Here is a 15,956-nt window from a genome sequence, read left to right as displayed (position 1 = left end):
CCCCACCACCCCCCCCCCCCCCCCCGCGCGCGGGGGGGGCCTCGCCTCGTGCGGCCCGGGGAGTCTCGCGGAGACCCTGTCGCCGGCTCGAAGATCCGGTCGGCCCGCGGGTTGCGGACATCCATGGGCCTCGACATCGGCGTTCGCTCCATGCTGCGCGACCAGTTGCCGCAGCACCCGCCCGCACCGACGCGCGTACCCGCGCTGAAAGGCCGGAACCAGGGGTCCGGCCGCGCGGGTCCACCAGGCGGCGGGGCGACTGAAGGCAGAGACGGTCAGCCAGGTGACGCCATCGGCCAGCCGCTCGACAACGAACGCTTCTTCACCGCACTCGGGATGCCCGGGCAGGGTGCCGTATCCGAACCCCGTCCACTGGGCGTCCTGCACCGTCCACACCACGCGGCACGGCGCCCGAAGCCGCCAGGAACCCACACCGAGGCCCACGACAACGTCCGTACCCGCGAACGCTGTTGGGGATCGCGACTCGATGGACACGCCTACCGCCCGGTGCATCTGCCAGCTCAGCATGAATGCGCCGGCCCTCCGGACGATGTCTTCGTCCGTGCCCAGCCGGGTACTCACCCGCAATGCCCGGAAGCCCTGGGGGCAGCGGCCGTCGCGGCTCGCGCCTGTCTGTGTATAGGTGAATCCGTCCACCGCCCCACCGTACGGGCCCTCGCCACCTGTGCGTCATCGTTCCGCCCAGGAGCTGACTCCATTCCGGCGGTGGCCGCCGGCCCCTGTTCCTAGGGCTGCGGGGGCCTCGCCTCGTCGTCCCGCCGGAAGCTCTGCAGCAGCCACGACGAGAAGGACCCGGTCACCGCGCCCAGCAGGGCGAGGCCGCACGCCATCATGGCCACCGCCACCAGCCGTCCCAGCAGCGTCACGGGGACCACATCGCCGTAGCCGACCGTCGACAGGGTGGCGGCGGCCCACCACAGGGCGTCGCCGAAGGTGCGGATGGTGGCGCCCGGTGCCTTGTGCTCGCAGCTGTAGACGGCGAGAGCCCCGGCCAGGGCGAGCAGCAGGGCCGAGAGCCCCGCGTACGCGATCACCCGGGCGTAGAGGCTCAGCCGGGGGCCCTCCCGCCGCTGCTGGATCGCGTTGTAGAGGTGCACCATCCGCAGCAGCCGCAGCACCGGGAGGACCACCGCCAGGGTGTCCATCCGGTGTCTGAGCGGGAAGCGCACCCCCTCGCCGCTGATCCTGATCCGTACCGCGTAGTCCAGTACGAAGAGCAGCCAGACCGCCAGGGCCACCCCGAGCGCGGTGCCCCGCAGTACGGGATCGGCGCCCTGCGCGAGCACCCGTACCGCGTAGCTCGTCAGGAAGAGCAGCGCGGCCACGAAGAGCGGGATCTCCGTGCGGTCTTCCCACCGGCTCAGGCGTTCTGCGGGGTCCAGGGCGTCCATCGGGCCAGCATCTCCGCGACGGCTGCCGCCCGCGCCCCGGCGACACGTCGCGAACGGGGGAAGTCATATGCTGCACAGCATGACGAGTGAGCCGGAGCAGCAGATCGGAGTGGGGACGCAGGACGCGTTCCAGCGCCTGTGGACCCCCCACCGGATGGCGTACATCCAGGGGGAGAACAAGCCGAGCGGGCCGGGCTCGGGGGACGACTGTCCGTTCTGCTCGATCCCGTCGAAGTCCGACGAGGACGGCCTTGTCGTGAAGCGCGGCCGGCATGTGTACGCGGTGCTCAACCTCTACCCGTACAACGGCGGGCACCTCATGGTCGTGCCGTTCCGCCATGTCGCCGACTACACGGAGCTGGACGCCGACGAGACGGCTGAGCTGGCCGAGCTGACCAAGCGGGCGATGACCGCGCTGCGGACGGCGTCCGGTGCGCACGGCTTCAACATCGGTATGAACCAGGGGGCGTCGGCGGGTGCCGGTATCGCCGCCCATCTGCACCAGCACGTGGTGCCGCGCTGGGGTGGTGACACCAACTTCATGCCGGTCGTCGGGCACACCAAGGTGCTTCCGCAGCTGCTGGCCGACACCCGGGCGATGCTGGCCGCGGCCTGGCCCGCGTGTGTGGGGGCCGCGCCGGTACGGGGACGTAGCCGGGCGTACGAGAGGGAGAAGGGGGGGGGGGGGGCGGGCGGGGGGGGGGGGCGCGGGCGCGGCGGGGCCCCGGGCGCGGGCGCGCCCGCGGGGGCGGGGTGGGGGGGGGCGGCGGCGCCGGGCGCGCGCCGCCGGGTCCGCGTGGGCGCCCGCGGGCGGCGGGGGGGGGCGCGCGCCCCCGGACCTGTGCTGTCCTCCGTGATGCCGTGGCTCCGGGGCCCTAGCGGTGTTTCCGGGGTGTCACGCGTCGTAGACGTCGGCCTTGCGCGGGGCCGCGTCCTGTACCAGCCCGCTAAGGACGTTCGAGCGGTTGGTGAAGTTGTCGGTGTTCACACCGTGTTCGTCGAGCACCCGCATCGCCGCCGCGTGCACGGCGCGCAGGACCGGGGTGGCCGCCCGCATCGCGTCGTCCGCCATGAAGCGGTGCCGCCAGGGCTTGTCGGCCCAGGCGTGCCGCATCCCGAACGGCTCGGGGAGGGTGATCTTCCCACCGCAGAAGTCGAGGACGGGCGGGAACCAGGTCAGCGGCGCCCGGGCGGCCAGCCGCACCACCTCCGGGGTCTCCACCAGCGGCAGGTTCACCTCCCGCGTCTCCCAGAACTTCACCGCCTTGTTGACCTGCTTGGTCTTGGCCGCCGGCTTGGTGGTGAAGAGTGAGTGCACCGGGCCGAGCGCATGGCCGGTGACCTCGATCCGCAGCGTCTCGTGGAGCACCGTCACCGTGATCATCATGGTGATCACCAACTGGCCGTCCCAGAGGGTGAACTGCACGCCCAGATAGTGGCGGTTGCCGCTGCCGAACTGCTGCTCGTTGCAGATCCGCTGTATCTCGTGGCCCTTGATCTGGAAGGCTTCGACGTCCTCGCCGTCGGGCCGGCTCACCTCGGCCGCGTTCTCACCGACCGGCGCCACGATCCAGTGCTTCACGGACGGGGTGGGGAAGCCCCCGGTGTGCAGCGGGCCGCGCTCCAGCATCCGCAGCCGGTCATGGATCGCCCGGATCACGTCCCAGCTGCGGAAGCCGTGGATCTCGGTGCCCGCCTCGCGGGGCACCAGCTCCTCGGCCAACTGCCAGCTGCCCCATCGGGTGCCCATGCCGAGTATCCCCTTGGGGCCCGCGTAGAACACCGAGTTGGACTGCTGCTCGGCGGTCAGCTTGGCCAGGGACTGGCGCAGCTGCTCGGCCGCCGTCTCGGAGGGGTTGCGCGGGACGGCCTCGGGGATCTTCGGGCCGATACCGCCGCCGGACAGCAGTCCGTCCCAGCGGGACCGCAGATCCACGGCGGTCTTCTCGCAGATCCGCTTGGCCCACACCCAGCCGATGACCGGCGCGACCAGCATCGCCCGCAGATACAGCGCCCCGATACCGCCGAACGGCAGCTTGACGAGGAAGAGCACCGCGAGTCCGCCCACGGCCACCAGAAGTGCGGTGCCCAGGGCCCCCATGCTGCGGTTCCGGGACCCCGACAGGGTGCGCCGCAGCTGGAAGACGCCGAGCCAGATCAGCAGGCCGGGCAGGAACACCAGCCCGAAGACGGCCATCACGATGGTCAGCCGGGTGTCGCGCTCCTTACGGATGCGGGTCGCCGCCAGACAGTGTTCGACGACTGTCTGCGGCTCGGTTCCGAAGGACTGGATGAGCGCCTTCCGGGTGCCCCCGAGCATCCGCACCTGGACGGCGCGGGAGAAGGACTCTCCCAGATTCGGCTCGAAGAGCGAGAACTTGCCCTTCTGCACCGCTGTCTTGTGCCATTCGCTGTTGGCTTTGAGTATCTCGTCGACCGGACTGTCCCGGTAGGCCGCCGACGCGAGGGCGTGGGTCGCCGCGGTCTGGCCCGCCGCCCCCTGGAGCGGGACCTGTGCCCCCGGAATGAAGTCGAATCCGTCGTTCGCCACCACTGCCCCCATCGCCGCACCCAACCGCTGCTGCGGCTGTTCCCAACTACCGTGCCCCGCACACCTGCTGTGCACGGCCCGGGCCGCCCCGCGCCTTCCGTGAGGACCGTGACCTCAGCGTATCCGTGGTGCTCCCCGCGCGTCACGGGGCGACGGAAGGCTGTCCGGCGCACGACCCCGCCCGGCCGGTTCCCGGGGGCGTGCGACGGTCAACAGGGGGCGGACTACGCGGCGTTGTACGCCCCTTCGCGCACCCGGTCGGCCACCTGCGGAGGCATCGGTTCATGACGTACATACGAGCGGCTGAAGTGCCCGGTGCCGTGCGACAGCGACCGCAGATCCACGGCGTACCGCCCGATCTCGATCTCCGGCACCTCGGCCCGCACCAGGGTGCGGCCCGGCAGTGTCTGCTCGGTCCCCACCACCCGGCCGCGCCGCCCGGACAGATCGCTCATCACCGGACCCACGAAGTCGTCGGGGACCTGGACCCGGACGGAGATCACGGGTTCGAGGAGACTGATCGGGGCCCGGTCCGCCGCTTCCCGCAGGGCCAGCGCGCCGGCCGTCTGGAACGCCGCGTCCGAGGAGTCCACGGAGTGGGCCTTGCCGTCCCGGAGAGTGATACGGACATCGGTGAGCGGATGGCCGGATGCGACCCCCCGGGCCGCCTGCGCGCGTACGCCCTTCTCGACGGACGGGATAAACTGCCGCGGCACCGAACCGCCCACGACCCGGTCGACGAACTCGATCCCCGAACCGGACGGCAGCGGTTCCACCTCGATGGCGCAGATCGCGAACTGGCCGTGCCCGCCGGACTGTTTGACATGCCTGCCACGCCCGTCGGCGGGCCCGCCGAACGTCTCGCGCAGCGCCACCCGGTACGGCTCGGCGTCCACCCGTACCCCGTATCTGCTCTGCAGCCGCTCCAGTGCGATGTCCCGCTGTGCCTCGCCGAGACACCACAGGACCAGCTGGTGGGTGTCCGGGTTCTGTTCCAGCCGCATGGTCGGATCCTCGGTGACCAGCCGGGTCAGACCCTGCGAGAGCTTGTCCTCGTCCGCCTTGCCATGAGCGGTGACGGCGAGCGGAAGCAGCGGCTCCGGCAGGGTCCACGCCTCCATCAGCAGCGGCTCGTCCCTGTCGGAGAGCGTGTCGCCGGTCTCCGCCCCGCTCAGACCCGCGACACAGGCGATGTCCCCGGCGGGGCACTCGCTCAGCGGGCTCTGCCGCCGGCCGAAGGGGACCGAGAGCGCCCCGGTCCTCTCGTCCGTGTCCCGGTCGGTGCCGCCGTCGAGGTCCGCCCGGCCGTGGCCCGCCTGGCTGTGGCCGGACACATGCACCGTCTCGTCGGGCCGCAGGGTCCCGGAGAACACCCGTACCAGCGAGAGCCGTCCCACATAGGGGTCGGACGCCGTCTTGATCACCTCGGCGACCAGCGGCCCGCCCGGGTCGCAGCCGGCCGCCGCGTGCGGGGCGCCCTCCGGGGTGGTGACCGCCGGGGCCTCCCGCTCCGGGGGAGCGGGGAAGCCACGGGTGATCAGTTCGAGCAGCTCGACCGTGCCGAGCCCCTGCCGTCCGCCGGGCGGCGCCGGCGCGGCGGCGAGCACCGGGTGGAAGACCCCACGCGCGACCGCACGCTCCAGATCCGCGACGACCGTCCCGACGTCGATCTCCTCGCCGCCCAGATAGCGGTCCATGAGGGTCTCGTCCTCGCTCTCCGCGATGATCCCCTCGATCAGCCGGTTGCGGGCCTCCTCCATCGGCGGCAGCTCGGCCGCCCCGGGCGCGCTCTCCGTACGCTCTCCCGACGCGTAGCCGGACAGCCGCTGGGTGAGCAGCCCGGCGAGGCCCGTCACCGGGGCGTGTCCGTCCGGGCCCGGGGGACCGTACAGCGGCAGGTACAGGGGGAGCACCGCGTCGGGGTCGTCGCCGCCGAAGATCCGCCCGCAGAGCTTTGTCAGCTCCGCGTATCCGGTGCGGGCCGTGTCCAGATGGGTGACCACGATGGCCCGCGGCATCCCGACGGCCGCGCACTCCTCCCAGACCGCACGCGTCGCGCCGTCCACGCTGTCCGCGTCCTGGGCGGCGGATACGACGAACAGGGCCGCGTCGGCCGCCCGCAGGCCGGCCCGCAGCTCGCCGACGAAATCGGCGTAGCCGGGGGTGTCCAGCAGATTGATCTTGATGCCGTCCCATTCGACCGGGACGAGCGAGAGCTGCACCGAGCGCTGTCTGCGCTGTTCGATCTCGTCGTAGTCCGATACGGTCTGGCCGTCCTCCACCCGGCCTGCCCTGCTGACGGCTCCTGCGGTCAGCGCCAGGGCCTCGACCAGCGTGGTCTTGCCGGATCCGCTGTGGCCGACCAGGACCACGTTCCGTACGGAACCGGGCCGGGCGGCCGCCGCCACTCTGCCGGCGGCTCCGGGACGGGTACTCGCCTTGTCGCCCATGAGTGTGCCTCCCGGGTGATGAGGGACGTTGCACGGTGAGGAACGGGGGGCGGACCCAGGGCCAGGGAGCGTGGCGGCACCGGTGACGCCCGCGGTCATTCGAGCTTTCCACCCGGATCGCGGCTCGTCCATACGTACGGCACCGCAGCCTCCCCGAGCGGTCCCGCGGCTGCTCGCGCTGCTGTCCCGCAGCCGCTCCGCGGTGGCCCTGCGACCGCTCTGCCACCCGGCGGGACAGGGCCCGGCGGTGGAGGTCCGCGGTCCTGGCTACGATGGGCCCGCCGGGTGGCCAGCGGGGCCGCGCGGCCCACCGACCCCCCGGGAAGGCCATGCTGAACAAGTACGCGCGTGCATTCTTTACGCGTGTCCTCACGCCGTTCGCCTCATTTCTGCTCCGGATCGGCGTCAGTCCCGACGCGGTGACGCTGACCGGTACGGCCGGGGTGATGGCGGGTGCGCTGGTCTTCTTCCCCAGGGGAGAGTTCTTCTGGGGCACGGTCGTCATCACGCTCTTCGTCTTCTCCGACCTGGTCGACGGCAACATGGCGCGCCAGGCCGGGGTTTCGAGCCGCTGGGGGGCCTTCCTCGACTCGACTCTCGACCGTGTCGCGGACGGGGCGATCTTCTCCGGCCTCGCCCTCTGGTACGCGGGCACCGGCGACAACAACCTGATGTGCGCGGTCACCCTCTTCTGTCTCGCCAGCGGCCAGGTGGTCTCCTACACCAAGGCCCGCGGTGAGTCGATCGGTCTGCCGGTCGCGGTGAACGGGCTGATCGAGCGGGCCGAGCGACTGGTCATCTCGCTCGTCGCCGCCGGTTTCGCGGGGCTGCACAAGTTCGGGGTGCCCGGGATCCAGATCCTGCTGCCGATCGCGCTGTGGATCGTGGCGGTGGGCAGCCTGATCACCCTGGTGCAGCGGGTCGTGACCGTACGCAGGGAGTCCGCCGAGGCCGACGCGGCGGCCGCCGCCGAAGCCTCCGCGCACGGCAGCGGGGCGGTATGAGGGAGCGGCTGACGGACGCCCTGTACGGACTCGGCTGGGGCGCGGTCAAGAAGCTGCCGGAACCGGTCGCCACCGGGCTCGGCCGGCGGATCGCGGACACGGTCTGGAGGCGGCGCGGCAAGAGTGTGCTGCGGCTTGAGTCCAATCTGGCCCGGGTGGTGCCGGAAGCCGGTCCTGCCCGGCTCGCCGAGCTGTCCCGGGCCGGGATGCGGTCGTACATGCGGTACTGGATGGAGTCCTTCCGGCTGCCCGCCTGGAGCCCCGGCCGGATCCGCGGCGGCTTCGACCCCGAGGGCCTGCACCATCTGACGGACGGGCTCGCCGCGGGCAAGGGCGTGATACTCGCCCTGCCGCACATGGGCAACTACGACCTCGCGGGCGCCTGGGTCACCACCAAGTTGGGGGTGCCCTTCACCACGGTCGCCGAGCGGCTCAAGCCGGAGACCCTCTACGACCGGTTCGTCGCCTACCGCGAGGGCCTGGGCATGGAGGTCCTGCCGCACACCGGCGGCTCCGCCTTCGGCACGCTGGCCAGGCGGCTGCGGGACGGTGGTCTGGTCTGCCTGGTCGCCGACCGCGACCTCTCCGCGTCGGGCGTCGAGGTCCGGTTCTTCGGCGAGGCGACCCGGATGCCCGCGGGCCCCGCCCTGCTCGCCCAGCAGACCGGGGCGCTGCTGCTCCCGGTCACCCTCTGGTACGACGGTTCACCCGTCATGCGCGGCCGTGTCCACCCGCCCGTCGACGTACCCGCCGCGGGCACGCGTGCCGAGAAGACCTCGGTGATGGCGCAGGCGCTCGCCGACGCCTTCGCCACCGGAATCGCCGAGCACCCCGAGGACTGGCACATGCTCCAGCGCCTCTGGCTCGCCGACCTGGAGCCCCGTCAGGAGCCCTCGTGAAGATCGGCATTGTCTGTCCGTACTCCTGGGACGTCCCCGGCGGTGTCCAGTTCCACATCAGGGACCTCGCGGAACACCTGAACGGCCTGGGCCACCAGGTGTCCGTACTGGCCCCCTCCGACGACGAGACCCCGCTGCCGCCGTACGTGGTCTCCGCGGGCCGGGCCGTCCCCGTCCCGTACAACGGCTCGGTCGCCCGGCTCAACTTCGGCTTCCTGTCCGCGGCCCGGGTGCGGCGCTGGCTGCACGACGGCACCTTCGACGTGATCCACATCCATGAGCCCACCTCGCCCTCGCTGGGGCTGCTCACCTGCTGGGCCGCGCAGGGGCCGATCGTGGCGACCTTCCACACCTCCAACCCGCGCTCCCGGGCGATGATCGCCGCGTATCCGATCCTGCAGCCCGCGCTGGAGAAGATCTCGGCCCGGATCGCCGTGAGCGAGTACGCGCGCAGGACCCTGGTCGAGCATCTGGGGGGCGACGCGGTCGTCATCCCCAACGGCGTCGACGTCGGGTTCTTCGAGCGGGCCGAGCCCAAGGCCGAGTGGCAGGGAGCGACCATCGGTTTCATCGGGCGGATCGACGAGCCGCGCAAGGGGCTGCCCGTGCTGATGCGGGCGCTGCCGAAGATCCTCGCCGAGTGCCCGGACACCCGGCTGCTGGTCGCCGGGCGGGGTGACGAGAAGGAGGCGGTCGCCTCGCTGCCCGAGGAGATGAGGCGGCGGGTCGAGTTCCTCGGCATGGTCAGTGACGAGGACAAGGCCCGGCTGCTGCGCAGCGTCGATGTCTATGTCGCGCCCAACACCGGTGGCGAGAGCTTCGGGATCATCCTCGTCGAGGCGATGTCGGCGGGTGCCCCGGTGCTCGCGAGCGACCTGGACGCGTTCGCCCAGGTCCTGGACCAGGGCGCCGCGGGCGAACTCTTCGCCAACGAGGACGCGGACGCGCTGGCCGCGTCCGCCGTGCGGCTGCTGGGCGACCGCGAGCGCCGGGAGGGGCTGCGCCGGCGGGGCAGCGCACATGTGCGGCGCTTCGACTGGTCGACGGTCGGGGCGGACATCCTGGCGGTGTACGAGACGGTGACCGACGGCGCCGCGTCGGTCGACACCGACGAACGGGTCGGCCTGCGCGCCCGGTTCGGCCTCGCCAGGGACTGACGGGGGCCGGGCCCGGACGCACCTGACGGGCCGTCAGGTTCGGTCGGCGTCGTGCGATGCCGTGGGATCCGGCTGAGCTCCCGCCGCCTCCGCCGGGGCGGGCGTCCGGGTGCGGCGGACCGGTAGCCTTTCGGCCCGTGACCGTATCCCTGATCATCTGGATCGTCCTCGCGTTCGTCGCTGTCGGTCTGTACCTGAGCTGGACCGCCGGGCGGCTCGACCGGCTGCACGCACGGATCGACGCCGCGCGCGCAGCCCTCGACGCACAGCTGCTGCGCCGCGCGTCGGTGGCCCAGGAGCTGGCCACGTCCGGGGTGCTCGACCCCGCGGCCTCGATCGTCCTCTACGAGGCGGCGCACGCGGCCCGGCAGTCCGAGGAGGAGCACCGCGAGGTGGCCGAGAGTGAACTCAGCCAGGCGCTGCGGGCCGTCTTCGGTGAGACGGCGCAGGTCGGGGCCGTACGGTCGGCGCCCGGCGGTGAAGAGGCGGCCGATGAGCTGGCCGCCGCCGTCCGGCGGGTGCCGATGGCCAGGCGCTTCCACAACGACGCGGTGCGGGCCGCCCGGGCCCTGCGCACCCACCGTAAAGTCCGCTGGTTCCGGCTCGCGGGGCACGCGCCGTTCCCGCTGGCCTTCGAGATGGACGACGAGCCCCCGGCGGCGCTGGCCGACCGGCCGGGCAGCCAGGCGTACTGACGCGCGGCGTCGCCGGCGCGGCCGGCGGGCGGACGGCCGGGCGCGGTGTGGCACGGCAGCAGGCTTCCGGACAGTCCGGTCCACGGCACGTACTCCTCATGGCGCGTACTTTTCACTGAACGTTCTTGTGGAACGATCCACCGGCTGCTCATTGGCCCTTGCAGTGGACTGGTCCCCAGGGGTTACCTCACTGGAGCAAGAACTCTCTTCCCCGAGTGAGGTAGCCCGTGTCCAGCAGTACGCACTCCACCACTTCCCCCGCCGAGACCCCGGCGACCGGCACCGCGCGCGTCAAGCGCGGTATGGCCGAGCAGCTCAAGGGCGGCGTGATCATGGACGTGGTCGACGCCGAGCAGGCGAAGATCGCCGAGGACGCCGGCGCCGTGGCCGTCATGGCCCTGGAGCGGGTTCCCGCCGACATCCGCAAGGACGGCGGAGTGGCCCGGATGTCCGACCCGAACATGATCGAGGAGATCATCTCGGCCGTCTCCATCCCGGTCATGGCCAAGTCGCGCATCGGCCACTTCGTCGAGGCCCAGGTGCTGCAGTCGCTCGGCGTCGACTACATCGACGAGTCCGAGGTGCTGACCCCGGCCGACGAGGTCAACCACAGCGACAAGTTCGCCTTCACGACGCCGTTCGTCTGCGGTGCCACCAACCTGGGCGAGGCCCTGCGCCGGATCGCCGAGGGCGCGGCCATGATCCGCTCCAAGGGCGAGGCCGGCACCGGCAACGTCGTCGAGGCCGTCCGTCACCTGCGCCAGATCAAGAACGAGATCGCCCGGCTGCGCGGCTACGACAACAACGAGCTGTACGCGGCGGCCAAGGACCTGCGCGCCCCGTACGAGCTGGTCAAGGAGGTCGCCGGGCTCGGCAGGCTGCCCGTCGTGCTCTTCTCGGCGGGCGGCGTCGCCACCCCGGCCGACGCGGCGCTGATGCGTCAGCTCGGCGCCGAGGGCGTCTTCGTCGGCTCCGGCATCTTCAAGTCCGGTGACCCGGCCAAGCGGGCCGCCGCCATCGTCAGGGCCACCACCTTCTTCGACGACCCGAAGGTCATCGCCGACGCCTCGCGCAACCTGGGCGAGGCCATGGTCGGCATCAACTGCGACACCCTGCCCGAGACCGAGCGTTACGCGAACCGGGGCTGGTGATGGACGTTCCCGTCATCGGTGTCCTCGCTCTCCAGGGCGATGTACGGGAGCACCTGGCCGCGATCGCCGCAGCGGGCGCCCGGGGCACCCAGGTCCGGCGCCCCGATGAGCTCGACGCGGTCGACGGCCTGGTCGTCCCGGGCGGCGAGTCCACCACCATGTCCAAGCTGGCCGCCCTGTTCGGCATGGTGGAGCCGCTGCGCGAGCGGATCGCGGCCGGGCTGCCGGTGTACGGGACCTGCGCCGGGATGATCATGCTCGCCGACAAGATCCTCGACCCGCGCTCGGGCCAGGAGACCTTCGGCGGGATCGAGATGATCGTCCGGCGCAACGCCTTCGGACGCCAGAACGAGTCCTTCGAGGCGGCCGTCGAGATCCCCGAGATCCCGGGCGGGCCCGTCGACGGCGTCTTCATCCGGGCCCCCTGGGTCGAGTCGGTGGGCGCCGGGGTCCAGGTGCTCGCGGAGCACGGCGGCCATATCGTCGCGGTGCGCCAGGGCCGCGTCCTGGCCACGTCGTTCCACCCGGAGCTGACCGGCGACCACCGGCTGCACCGGTACTTCGCGGACATGGTGCGGGACGCCGGGTGACCGGCGCCCGGTAGGATCTCTGGCGTTCGTCCAGGAAATGGTTACGCGAAGGAGACAGGCAGATGTCCGGCCACTCTAAATGGGCTACGACGAAGCACAAGAAGGCCGTGGTTGACGCCAAGCGCGGCAAGCTCTTCGCGAAGATGATCAAGAACATCGAGGTCGCGGCCCGCACGGGCGGCGCCGACGTGTCCGGCAATCCGACCCTCTTCGACGCCATCCAGAAGGCCAAGAAGAGCTCGGTGCCGAACAAGAACATCGACTCCGCGGTCAAGCGCGGCGCCGGTCTCGAAGCCGGTGGCGCCGACTACGAGACGATCATGTACGAGGGCTACGGACCGAACGGCGTCGCGGTGCTCATCGAGTGCCTCACGGACAACCGCAACCGCGCCGCGTCGGACGTGCGCGTCGCGATGACCCGCAACGGCGGCAGCATGGCCGACCCGGGCTCCGTGTCGTACCTGTTCAACCGCAAGGGCGTCGTGGTCGTCCCCAAGGCCGGGCTCACCGAGGACGACGTCCTGGGGGCGGTGCTCGACGCCGGAGCCGAGGAGGTCAACGACCTGGGCGAGGCCTTCGAGGTGCTCTCCGAGGCCACCGACATGGTCGCGGTCCGCACCGCGCTCCAGGAGGCGGGCATCGACTACGACTCGGCCGAGGCCAACTTCATGCCGACCATGCAGGTCGAGCTGGAGGAAGAGGGCGCCCGCAAGATCTTCAAGCTGATCGACGCGCTGGAGGACAGCGACGACGTGCAGAACGTCTTCGCCAACTTCGATGTCTCGGACGAGGTCATGGAGAAGATCGACGCCTGACGGGCGTTCAGCACCACGGTACGTACGGACGGGCCGCCGGGGACACACCCCCGTCGGCCCGTACGTGTTCCCTCTGTTGTCGGTGCCACCCGATAGCCTGCGACAACGCAGGAACACATGGTCGAACGGCGCTGTTTGTTCGGCAGGCAGCAGCCAGGCAGCAGCCAGGCAGCAGGCATGGCGGCAGGCATGAGGGAGCATGAAGGAGGGGGCACCGTGCGGGTACTCGGCGTGGACCCGGGGCTGACACGCTGTGGCGTCGGCGTCGTCGAGGGGGTGGCGGGCCGCCGGCTGACCATGCTCGGGGTGGGGGTCGTCCGGACGCCCGCCGATGCCGAGCTGGGGCCGCGGCTGGTCGCCATCGAGCGCGGCATCGAGGAGTGGCTGGACGAGCACCGGCCCGAAGTCGTCGCCGTGGAGCGGGTGTTCAGCCAGCACAACGTCAGCACGGTGATGGGCACCGCACAGGCCAGCGCGGTCGCGATGCTCTGTGCGTCCCGTCGCGGCATCCCCGTCGCGCTGCACACCCCCAGCGAGGTCAAGGCCGCCGTCTCCGGCAGCGGCCGGGCCGAAAAGGACCAGGTCGGGGCGATGGTGACCCGGCTGCTGCGGCTGGACGCGCCGCCCAGACCGGCCGACGCCGCCGACGCGCTGGCACTCGCCATCTGCCACATCTGGCGGGCCCCCGCCCAGAACAGGCTCCAGCAGGCCGTCGCCGCCCACCGCACGCTGAAAGGCCGTACCGCATGATCGCCTTCGTCTCCGGACCTGTGGCCGCCCTGGCCCCGGCCACCGCCGTCATCGAGGTCGGCGGGATCGGTATGTCGGTCCAGTGCACCCCGGACACCCTGTCCACGCTGCGCATCGGCCAGCAGGCCAGGCTCGCCACCTCGCTCGTGGTGCGGGAGGACTCCCTCACGCTCTACGGCTTCGCCGACGACGACGAACGTCAGACCTTCGAGCTCCTCCAGACCGCGAGCGGCGTCGGCCCCCGGCTCGCCCAGGCCATGCTCGCGGTGCACTCGCCGGACGCCCTGCGGATCGCCGTGGCCGGCGGTGACGAGAGAGCGCTGACCGCCGTCCCCGGCATCGGCAAGAAGGGCGCCCAGAAGCTCCTCCTCGAACTCAAGGACCGGCTCGGAGCCCCGCTCGGCACCAGCACCGCCCACCTCGCAGCGCAGCGCACCGCATCCGGACCCGCGCCGTGGAGCGAGCAGCTGCACTCGGCGCTGGTCGGCCTCGGCTACGCGCCGCGTGACGCGGAGGAGGCCGTCGCCGCCGTCACCCCGCAGGCCGAGGCCACCGGCGAGCCGAACGTGGGCGCACTCCTCAAGGCCGCCCTGCAGACCCTCAACCGCGCCCGCTGATCGAGAGACCCGCCATGCTGCCTCCCCAGAACGAGTGGGACGACACCGCCCCCGGCGCCGAAGAGCGCCTGGTGGGAGCCGCCGCCGACGGTGAGGACCAAGCCGTCGAGGCCGCGCTGCGCCCCAAGGGCCTGGACGAGTTCGTGGGACAGGAGAAGGTCAGGCTCCAGCTCGACCTGGTCCTGCGGGCCGCCAGGCAGCGCGGCGCCACCGCCGACCACGTCCTGCTCTCCGGCGCCCCCGGCCTGGGCAAGACCACTCTTTCGATGATCATCGCCGCCGAGATGGGCGCTCCCATCCGGATCACGTCCGGCCCCGCCATCCAGCACGCCGGAGATCTCGCGGCGATCCTCTCCTCCCTCCAGGAGGGCGAGGTCCTCTTCCTCGACGAGATCCACCGGATGTCCAGGCCGGCCGAGGAGATGCTCTACATGGCGATGGAGGACTTCCGGGTCGACGTCATCGTCGGCAAGGGCCCCGGGGCCACCGCCATCCCGCTGGAACTGCCGCCCTTCACCCTGGTCGGCGCCACCACCAGGGCGGGTCTGCTCCCGCCGCCGCTCCGCGACCGCTTCGGCTTCACCGGGCACATGGAGTTCTACGAACCGGCCGAGCTGGAGCGCGTCGTCCACCGCTCGGCCCGGCTGCTCGACGTCGAGATCGGCGAGGACGGCGCAGCCGAGATCGCCGGACGCTCCCGGGGCACCCCCCGGATCGCCAACCGGCTGCTGCGCCGGGTCCGCGACTACGCCCAGGTCGAGGCCGACGGAGTGATCACCAGAGAGATCGCCCGTACGGCGCTCGCGGTGTACGAGGTTGACGCCCGCGGGCTCGACCGGCTGGACCGGGCGGTGCTCCAGGCCCTGCTCAAGCTGTTCGGCGGCGGGCCGGTGGGGCTCTCCACCCTGGCCGTCGCCGTGGGCGAGGAGCGTGAGACGGTCGAGGAGGTCGCCGAGCCGTTCCTGGTCCGCGAAGGGCTGCTGGCCCGCACCCCGCGCGGCCGGGTCGCCACCCCGGCGGCCTGGGCGCATCTGGGACTCGTACCCCCGCAGGGGGGCGCGGGAGGCGCCCCGGGAAAGGGACAAGCGGGTCTGTTCGGGACGTGAGAAGACGCGGGGATGCCCGGAGCGGAACCCGGGTGCCATGCTGGGCGTTGTTCCATTGATGCGGACTCGCTTAGACTCCGCCGATGCCGCCCTTCCAGGACGGCATGCCCCGCCCCCGAAGATCAGGCCGCGATCCAGCGCGGTCGTGCGAAGGAAGTTCCCTCCCGTGAGTCTCGTGACCCTCCTCCCCTTCATCGTGCTCATCGGGGCCATGTTCCTGATGACCCGGTCCGCCAAGCGGAAGCAGCAGGCGGCTGCGACGATGCGCAATGAGATGCAGCCCGGCACCGGCGTCCGGACGATCGGGGGCATGTACGCCACCGTCAAGGAGATCAACGAAGACTCGGTCCTCCTGGAGATCGCGCCCGGCGTCCACGCCGTCTACGGCAAGAACGCGATCGGCGCGGTCCTCGACGACGCCGAGTACAACCGCATCGTCCACGGTGAGACCGCCATCGTTCCCGACGACGCCTCCTCGCTGACCGAGCTCGACGACGCCAAGGTCGACCTGGGCAAGCACGAGACCCCGGACACCGACGCCGACGCGTCCGACGACACCGACGAGGCCGCCGCCGCGTCCGAAGGCAAGGCCGACAAGGCCGGCGAGAGCGACAAGTCCGAGAAGAAGAACGACGGCGAGGGCGAAGCGAAGTAGCACCGACGGGGACCGCCGGTGGGGGGGCGCGCGGCCCCTGCGCCCCCCGGGGACGCTCGACGTGCCGGCCATAGCCTCTTTCGCCGTGGCGGGAACACTGGCCG

Annotated in this window: 15 protein-coding genes and 1 pseudogene; 12 read left to right on the top strand and 4 right to left on the bottom strand. The window is 71.8% G+C overall.

The annotated features are described in order from the left end of the window. Nucleotides 1-657, bottom strand: a 657-nt coding sequence (locus tag ACFXBC_RS30200) for a DUF1990 family protein (RefSeq protein WP_385031486.1), incomplete at its 3' end; no start/stop codon positions are given. Nucleotides 658-746: 89 nt separating this feature from the next. Next, nucleotides 747-1,412 (bottom strand): potassium channel family protein, encoded by a 666-nt coding sequence (locus ACFXBC_RS30195; RefSeq protein WP_385031483.1) that lies wholly within the window; start codon nt 1,410-1,412, stop codon nt 747-749. A gap of 67 nt (nt 1,413-1,479) precedes the next feature. Between ACFXBC_RS30195 and ACFXBC_RS30190 the strand changes: the two are divergent. Beyond that, nucleotides 1,480-2,031 (top strand): annotated as a pseudogene (locus tag ACFXBC_RS30190) (HIT family protein); the annotation flags it as partial. Nucleotides 2,032-2,307: 276 nt separating this feature from the next. On the opposite strand, the gene ACFXBC_RS30185 reads toward ACFXBC_RS30190, so the two are convergent. Both ACFXBC_RS30185 and ACFXBC_RS30180 read right to left on the bottom strand, forming a co-directional pair. Then, nucleotides 2,308-3,963 carry a hypothetical protein gene (locus ACFXBC_RS30185; RefSeq protein WP_385031480.1) on the bottom strand — a complete coding sequence of 552 codons (1,656 nt, stop codon included), beginning with the start codon at nt 3,961-3,963 and terminating at the stop codon, nt 2,308-2,310. Between the two features lie 224 nt (nt 3,964-4,187). Continuing rightward, nucleotides 4,188-6,413, bottom strand: coding sequence for an elongation factor G-like protein EF-G2 (locus tag ACFXBC_RS30180; RefSeq protein ID WP_385031477.1), 2,226 nt, complete (start codon nt 6,411-6,413; stop codon nt 4,188-4,190). 272 nt (nt 6,414-6,685) lie between these two features. On the opposite strand from ACFXBC_RS30180, the gene pgsA reads away from it, so the two are divergent. The 11 genes from pgsA to yajC all read left to right on the top strand — a co-directional run bounded on the left by pgsA (nt 6,686) and on the right by yajC (nt 15,852). Further along, nucleotides 6,686-7,417 (top strand): phosphatidylinositol phosphate synthase, encoded by a 732-nt coding sequence (pgsA, locus tag ACFXBC_RS30175; protein ID WP_385031474.1) that lies wholly within the window; start codon nt 6,686-6,688, stop codon nt 7,415-7,417. Continuing rightward, nucleotides 7,414-8,316, top strand: coding sequence for a phosphatidylinositol mannoside acyltransferase (locus ACFXBC_RS30170; protein ID WP_385031472.1), 903 nt, complete (start codon nt 7,414-7,416; stop codon nt 8,314-8,316). Before pgsA ends, ACFXBC_RS30170 begins: the two co-directional genes overlap by 4 nt. Beyond that, entirely contained in the window at nt 8,313-9,473 is a 1,161-nt protein-coding gene (locus ACFXBC_RS30165) for a glycosyltransferase family 4 protein (RefSeq protein ID WP_385031470.1), read from the top strand. The genes ACFXBC_RS30170 and ACFXBC_RS30165 overlap by 4 nt, the downstream gene beginning before the upstream one ends. Nucleotides 9,474-9,610: 137 nt before the next feature. After that, a complete protein-coding gene (locus tag ACFXBC_RS30160) occupies nt 9,611-10,168 on the top strand; it encodes a hypothetical protein (RefSeq protein ID WP_385031467.1) in 558 nt (185 codons plus the stop codon). A gap of 302 nt (nt 10,169-10,470) precedes the next feature. Then, nucleotides 10,471-11,319 (top strand): pyridoxal 5'-phosphate synthase lyase subunit PdxS, encoded by an 849-nt coding sequence (gene pdxS / locus ACFXBC_RS30155; RefSeq protein ID WP_385031489.1) that lies wholly within the window; start codon nt 10,471-10,473, stop codon nt 11,317-11,319. Further along, complete coding sequence (pdxT, locus tag ACFXBC_RS30150; protein ID WP_385031464.1) at nt 11,319-11,909, top strand: pyridoxal 5'-phosphate synthase glutaminase subunit PdxT; 591 nt, start codon at nt 11,319-11,321, stop codon at nt 11,907-11,909. Before pdxS ends, pdxT begins: the two co-directional genes overlap by 1 nt. 62 nt (nt 11,910-11,971) lie before the next feature. Next, nucleotides 11,972-12,724: a YebC/PmpR family DNA-binding transcriptional regulator gene (locus ACFXBC_RS30145; protein ID WP_385031461.1), complete on the top strand. Its 753-nt coding sequence runs from the start codon at nt 11,972-11,974 to the stop codon at nt 12,722-12,724. 216 nt (nt 12,725-12,940) lie between these two features. Then, complete coding sequence (gene ruvC / locus ACFXBC_RS30140; RefSeq protein ID WP_385031459.1) at nt 12,941-13,474, top strand: crossover junction endodeoxyribonuclease RuvC; 534 nt, start codon at nt 12,941-12,943, stop codon at nt 13,472-13,474. After that, nucleotides 13,471-14,091, top strand: a complete 621-nt coding sequence (gene ruvA / locus ACFXBC_RS30135) for a Holliday junction branch migration protein RuvA (RefSeq protein WP_385031456.1) — start codon at nt 13,471-13,473, stop codon at nt 14,089-14,091. The genes ruvC and ruvA overlap by 4 nt, the downstream gene beginning before the upstream one ends. A gap of 14 nt (nt 14,092-14,105) precedes the next feature. After that, nucleotides 14,106-15,197, top strand: a complete 1,092-nt coding sequence (ruvB, locus tag ACFXBC_RS30130; RefSeq protein ID WP_385031453.1) for a Holliday junction branch migration DNA helicase RuvB — start codon at nt 14,106-14,108, stop codon at nt 15,195-15,197. A 166-nt stretch (nt 15,198-15,363) separates the two neighbouring features. Further along, the gene (gene yajC / locus ACFXBC_RS30125) at nt 15,364-15,852 is read left to right on the top strand and encodes a preprotein translocase subunit YajC (RefSeq protein WP_385031450.1); all 489 of its coding nucleotides are present in this window, start codon (nt 15,364-15,366) and stop codon (nt 15,850-15,852) included. The last annotated feature ends 104 nt before the right edge of the window (nt 15,853-15,956 follow it).

This window comes from Streptomyces sp. NPDC059398, from assembly GCF_042751845.1.
Classification (GTDB): Bacteria; Actinomycetota; Actinomycetes; order Streptomycetales; family Streptomycetaceae; genus Streptomyces.
Note: the sequence above shows the minus strand (reverse complement) of the source record. Positions and strands in the feature narration are given on the sequence as shown.

Bases quoted from the DNA above. Each gene is read 5' to 3' on its own strand.
- ACFXBC_RS30195 (WP_385031483.1), bottom strand. From the start codon at position 1,412: ATGGACGCCCTGGACCCCGCAGAACGCCTGAGCCGGTGGGAAGACCGC.
- ACFXBC_RS30180 (WP_385031477.1), bottom strand. From the start codon at position 6,413: ATGGGCGACAAGGCGAGTACCCGTCCCGGAGCCGCCGGCAGAGTGGCG.
- pgsA (WP_385031474.1), top strand. From the start codon at position 6,686: ATGGGCCCGCCGGGTGGCCAGCGGGGCCGCGCGGCCCACCGACCCCCC.
- ACFXBC_RS30170 (WP_385031472.1), top strand. From the start codon at position 7,414: ATGAGGGAGCGGCTGACGGACGCCCTGTACGGACTCGGCTGGGGCGCG.
- pdxS (WP_385031489.1), top strand. From the start codon at position 10,471: ATGGCCGAGCAGCTCAAGGGCGGCGTGATCATGGACGTGGTCGACGCC.
- pdxT (WP_385031464.1), top strand. From the start codon at position 11,319: ATGGACGTTCCCGTCATCGGTGTCCTCGCTCTCCAGGGCGATGTACGG.
- ACFXBC_RS30145 (WP_385031461.1), top strand. From the start codon at position 11,972: ATGTCCGGCCACTCTAAATGGGCTACGACGAAGCACAAGAAGGCCGTG.
- ruvA (WP_385031456.1), top strand. From the start codon at position 13,471: ATGATCGCCTTCGTCTCCGGACCTGTGGCCGCCCTGGCCCCGGCCACC.
- ruvB (WP_385031453.1), top strand. From the start codon at position 14,106: ATGCTGCCTCCCCAGAACGAGTGGGACGACACCGCCCCCGGCGCCGAA.